Origin of the sequence: Brasilonema bromeliae SPC951 (assembly GCF_012912135.1) — a bacterium.
Taxonomy (GTDB): Bacteria; Cyanobacteriota; Cyanobacteriia; order Cyanobacteriales; family Nostocaceae; genus Brasilonema; species Brasilonema bromeliae.
Map to the genome: position 1 here is coordinate 1 of NZ_QMEB01000281.1, position 4,712 is coordinate 4,712.

Genomic DNA, 4,712 nt, shown 5'->3' on the forward strand with positions numbered 1-4,712 from the left:
AAAAAAAGAATTTCATCCTTTTTCCCTTTTCCCTTTTCCTTTTTCCTTCGTTAATCAAGATGTGGGCTACGATGCTGGAAAAAAGATACACGGGCGTCAACGACATTTGTCCGTGGACTTGCTGGGGCTAGTTTTACGGGTTTTAGTCACATCTGCAAGTCTGCCAGAACGTACTGGAGCTAAAAAAGTACTAAAACGAGTTCATGGTATGGGCGATTGCCTACGGCAGAGCTACGCTTAACGCGTAAATCGCCTGCATACGATTTGGATGGATGGGGGGTATAGAGGGGAAGATTTTATGCGCTGCATTATGGATATGTTTCGCTGGGTTGTTGAAATTGTTCTCAGACCCTTAGAGAAGAAGGGTTTTGTCCACTTGCCAAAACGTTGGGTTGTTGAGAGAACCTTTGGATGGCTCAATTGGTGTCGGCGTTTGAGCAAGGATTATGAAAGATTACCAGAAACTTCTGAGACTTTTATTTATATCGCGATGATTCGTATTATGGTCAGACGACTCGCATAATTTTTTACTCGTTTCGACTTTTCAAACATCCTCTTAGATGTTGGCGTTTTTCCTCGGCTTGGTAAACGGGTAATTAGGGATAGTGAGTCAGCTTAGATAGTTGATGAGTCAGCACTTCAACTTTTTTGGAGCAGCAACCAATCTGCTGAGGATTGATGCTTACTGGAGTGGTTACGACATAACAATTCAAATGCAGCCTCCTTTTCTTTTTATACTAGTACAAACGCCCTGATTCTTTAGTTACCCCACTTCATTTAGTCTAAAGTCCAGTAAATGACATTGACTGAGATATCATAGTGAACTACTAAACACCGACCCTTACGGGCACGGTAATTTAAATAATACTTAACAGTTCACAGTCAACACTCAACAGTTAACTGTTGACTATTGCAAAAACTCTCGCACCCGTTTGAGGTAAGTAGCCGGATCTTCCAACATTGGGAAATGAGCAGTATTTGGAATCATGACAAACTCAACTTTATCGTTGAGTGCAGCTGCCTGACGACCCATCTGGGCTGGAATAATTTTGTCATACTCACCCGCCACCAGTAGCGTAGACACACTCAGTTGAGCAAACTCCTGTGGCATCAATTCAGCTGCGGCTTTACTCACAGATGTAAAAATTGTGCCTAAAGCTGCATCATAGTCTGCTTTGAGAAAATCTTGTAAGAAAGCCCGACGTTCTGCCGCTGGTATGGAACGATGCAGAAATCGTGCCATAAACATCCGGTCAACAAACGGTATTTTATCCAGCCACTTTGGACGAAATTTGACCACGTAGCCACCGAATTTATGAAAAGTTGTAAATGCTTTTTCGTCGTATTCAAAAATACCACTACAGGTCAAAATCGCTCTTTGCACTCGTTGTGGGTAGCGGTTGAGAAACAAAGTAGCAATGGACGCGCCCATAGAATGAGCAGCAATATACACGCGTTGAATCTGTAACTTATCTAGCAAAGCTGCCAAGTCGTCAGCGTATTCCTCTAACTCATAAGTTAACTCTTGAATTGCTATAGATTCTGCCTGCGGTGACTCCAACTCAATAGACTCAACGACAGCTTCACTCGCTTTGGCTACGCTTGGTTGCCCACGGGAACGCCCAAACCCCCGCAAATCGTAAAGTAAACAATCAAATTGTTCTGACAGAGCATGAGCAGTACCCTGCCAATACCCACAAGAGCCTGCCCAACCGTGGATAAAAACCATCACAGGCTTGTCTTGTGTATCTGATGGCTTTTTTATCCACTCGTAGTAATGCTCAACAGCACGGACGTTTATGTAGGGCATTTGTCAAAAGTCAAAGGTGAAAAGTCAAGAGTTAAGAGTATTTTACTAATGACTAATGACTAATGACTAATGACTATTACGCTGATTCTGGCTTAGGTAGTGTGGATGGGTGCATCAGTAGTTCCGCAGTAGAACGCTTCTCTACCATTTCCCGCGTGACTGTGCAACGAGTGAGATCTTTACGCGAAGGCAACTCGTACATCACATCCAGCATCAATTCTTCCACAATGCCCCGCAGCGCTCTCGCGCCGGTTTTGCGGCGGTATGCTTCTTGAGCAATAGCTCGCAGAGCCTCTGGTTTAAACTCTAGCTGGACGTTATCCATCTTCAGCAGCTTTTGGTACTGCTTCACCAAGGCACTACGCGGTTGGGTCAAAATTGCCATCAGCGCCTCTTCATCCAGCGGCTCTACCACCGCTACCATTGGCACCCGCCCAATAAATTCCGGAATCATCCCAAACTTCACGAGGTCATCCGGTTCTAAATAGCGGAGAGTGTCGGCTGTACGCTTGTCTTTGGACTGACCTTCTCCTGGTTGTACAAAACCTATTGACTTTTTGCCAGTTCTCTGCTCTACAACTTTTTCTAAGCCGACGAAAGCACCGCCGCAGACAAACAAGATATTGCTCGTATCAATCTGTATGCAGTCTTGATAGGGGTGCTTGCGTCCTCCTTGGGGTGGTACATTGGCAACTGTCCCCTCTAACATTTTCAGTAAAGCTTGCTGTACGCCTTCACCAGAGACGTCTCGGGTAATTGAGGGGTTCTCGCTCTTGCGAGCAATCTTATCTATTTCGTCGATGTAGATAATTCCGCGCTGCGCTTCTTCGACATCCAAGTCTGCAACTTGCAACAGTCGCAGCAAGATATTTTCTACATCTTCTCCCACGTACCCTGCCTCTGTTAGGGTTGTGGCATCAGCAACGGCAAAAGGCACATCCAGAATTTTTGCCAGAGTTTGTGCTAGCAAAGTTTTGCCGCAGCCTGTGGGACCAATCAGCAGAATATTAGATTTTTGCAGTTCCACCGCATCATCCAAACCTTTGCCACTGCCTTTAGACTGAACCAGCGACAGCCGCTTGTAATGGTTGTAAACTGCGACGGAAAGTACTTTCTTAGCTTCGTCTTGACCGATGACGTGTTCATCTAGATACTTTTTAATCTCTCGTGGCTTAGGTATTTGATTCAATGAGAGATTAGAGGAGCGGGCACGCCGTTTTGGTGGTGGTTCTGACTTGGGTGCTGGCTGCGACGATGCAGCCCCATTTGTGTCGAGCAACTCCTCATCCAGAATTTCATTACACAAGTCAACGCATTCATCGCAGATGTAGACTCCCGGTCCGGCGATTAATTTACGTACCTGCTCCTGAGACTTTCCGCAAAACGAACATTTTAAATGGGAGTCGTACTTAGACATACCAGCCTCTTATTTCAGAATGGTGACGTTTTCCCCTGGTGAGGGAAGATTTTGGCGGGAGATGACTTGATCAATCAACCCGTAGTTTTTTGCCTCTTCAGCCGACATGAAGAAATCGCGCTCAGTATCGGCTTCAACTCTTTCTAACGGTTGACCAGTGTGCTGAGCGAGTAACTGATTCAACTTAGACTTATGATAAAGAATTTCTCTGGCTTGTATCTCGATGTCAACGGCTTGCCCTTGTGCACCGCCTAATGGTTGGTGAATCATAATCCGGGAATCAGGAAGAGACATCCGTTTACCAGGCGTTGCTGCTGTTAACAAGAACGCCCCCATGCTTGCGGCTAATCCAAAACATATCGTGACCACATCAGGACGAATCTGCTGAATGGTATCATAGATAGCCATACCTGCTGTCACGGAGCCACCTGGAGAATTAATGTACAGTTGAATGTCCTTTTCTGAATCTTCAGCGTCTAGAAACAACAGCTGGGCAATAATTGAGTTGGCAACGTTATCGTCTATGGGCGTTCCTAAGAAGATAATCCGTTCCCTTAGCAAGCGAGAGTAGATGTCGAAGGCACGTTCTCCCACGCCTGATTGTTCTACCACCATCGGGACGATGTTGCTAGGACTGTTTAGGGAGTAGAGTTTAAAGTCACTCAAACTGTTAGGTTGGTAGTTTCCCGACTGCGATACAAGCATAAAAGAACGTTTGACACTAAGTGTAACAATAATTTAGACAGCAACTGCTGCCTTTTTGATGAGCCTGATTTTTGATGTGGCTATGTGTTAACCATTATGCCTTATATAAATTCTTATCGTGTAAAACAGTATCAAACCAAGACGGTGATATACATGGTTACTGAAATTAAAGTTTCTTAAACTTCTAGCTTAGGACAGGGAGATGGGGAGAGTAAGGGAATGAGTTGGGGAAACTTCTCACTCTCTTTCTCCTTATCCCCTTATAATCTATTGTCCCTCTGTTGACTCTGTGTCACCAGACGCAGTTTCAGTACTGGCTGGAAGAGGTTGTTCTGCAGTTTCAGTTGCTGCGACTGGCTCATCTACCGTGACTTCTTCAGTCTCAGTTTCTGCTGTACTCAAAGAACCTTCAGGTACCAACTCAATTGTTGAGCGTTCTAGAAGCCAATTGATGATTTTTTCAGTCAACAATTCGTTTTCTACAACCTCAAGCATTCTTTTCTCATCAACATCTTTTTCAGAATACTCCTCCATCAATTCTTTGACTCTGGCTTCGATTTGATCTGCGCTCACTTCGATGGACTCGCGTTTAGCAACTTCCATAAGCGCTAGAGAACGTTTAATGCGCTCAACCGCTTCACCGCGAGAACGTTCCCGCAACTGAGGAATCACATCTTGAGTAAATAACTTTCTCACATCAAGCCCCTGCTGAGAAAGCCGCATGGCTGTTTGCGTCAGCATCTGATTGACTTCCTGTTGAATCATCGTTTCAGGCAAGTC

3 protein-coding genes and 2 pseudogenes are annotated in these 4,712 nt (G+C 45.0%); 1 reads left to right on the plus strand and 4 read right to left on the minus strand.

Going from position 1 to position 4,712, the window contains the following annotated elements:
• Window positions 1-523, plus strand: a pseudogene (locus tag DP116_RS25340) (transposase); the annotation flags it as partial.
• A 384-nt stretch (window positions 524-907) separates the two neighbouring features.
• Here DP116_RS25340 and DP116_RS25350 read toward each other — a convergent pair.
• From DP116_RS25350 to DP116_RS29740, 4 genes and pseudogenes are all read right to left on the minus strand, one after another.
• Complete coding sequence (locus DP116_RS25350) at window positions 908-1,810, minus strand: alpha/beta fold hydrolase (RefSeq protein ID WP_169157784.1); 903 nt, start codon at window positions 1,808-1,810, stop codon at window positions 908-910.
• Window positions 1,811-1,886: 76 nt separating this feature from the next.
• Complete coding sequence (gene clpX, locus DP116_RS25355; protein ID WP_169157785.1) at window positions 1,887-3,227, minus strand: ATP-dependent protease ATP-binding subunit ClpX; 1,341 nt, start codon at window positions 3,225-3,227, stop codon at window positions 1,887-1,889.
• 9 nt (window positions 3,228-3,236) lie between these two features.
• On the minus strand, window positions 3,237-3,932 hold the full coding sequence (gene clpP / locus DP116_RS25360; RefSeq protein WP_169157786.1) for an ATP-dependent Clp endopeptidase proteolytic subunit ClpP: 696 nt from the start codon (window positions 3,930-3,932) through the stop codon (window positions 3,237-3,239).
• Between the two features lie 267 nt (window positions 3,933-4,199).
• Window positions 4,200-4,712: pseudogene (locus DP116_RS29740) on the minus strand (trigger factor); the annotation flags it as partial.